The organism is Blautia sp. DFI.3.45, from assembly GCF_020593505.1.
In the GTDB taxonomy this organism is placed as follows: Bacteria; Bacillota; Clostridia; order Lachnospirales; family Lachnospiraceae; genus Blautia_A; species Blautia_A wexlerae.
In genome coordinates, this window is record NZ_JAJDMI010000196.1 from 1 (window position 1) to 331 (window position 331).

General features: G+C 45.6%; 1 pseudogene. It reads right to left on the reverse strand.

Features of this window, described 5'->3' with window-relative positions:
* Positions 1 to 87 precede the first annotated feature (87 nt).
* Positions 88 to 279, reverse strand: a pseudogene (locus LJE09_RS17575) (VirD4-like conjugal transfer protein, CD1115 family); the annotation flags it as partial.
* Between the last annotated feature and the right edge of the window lie 52 nt (positions 280 to 331).

Sequence of the window (331 nt, forward strand, 5' to 3'; positions counted from 1 at the left end):
TGAACGGTTCACACCCTCGTTGAAGCGGGCAAGGTGTACGACAGGAATTTCAATCTCATGATTAAGAAGTCACTTAGAGCATATATCACCGGCGGCCAGCTTATATTTCTTATACTGGCGCACCGCAAAGTGATTTGGCTTCTCGGCTTCCAGTGCATCAAACATCAGGTCTACGGGGTTTTTGAACTCCTCGTCATCCTCACGGACTTCCATGGCATTGATGAACTCAATGAGGGTGGAGAAGTTCTGCTCCTCCACCGGAGCCTCATAATGGATATACTTTAAATGTTATCAAGTCACTTGCTGAAATTCATGATGTACCTGAAATCGA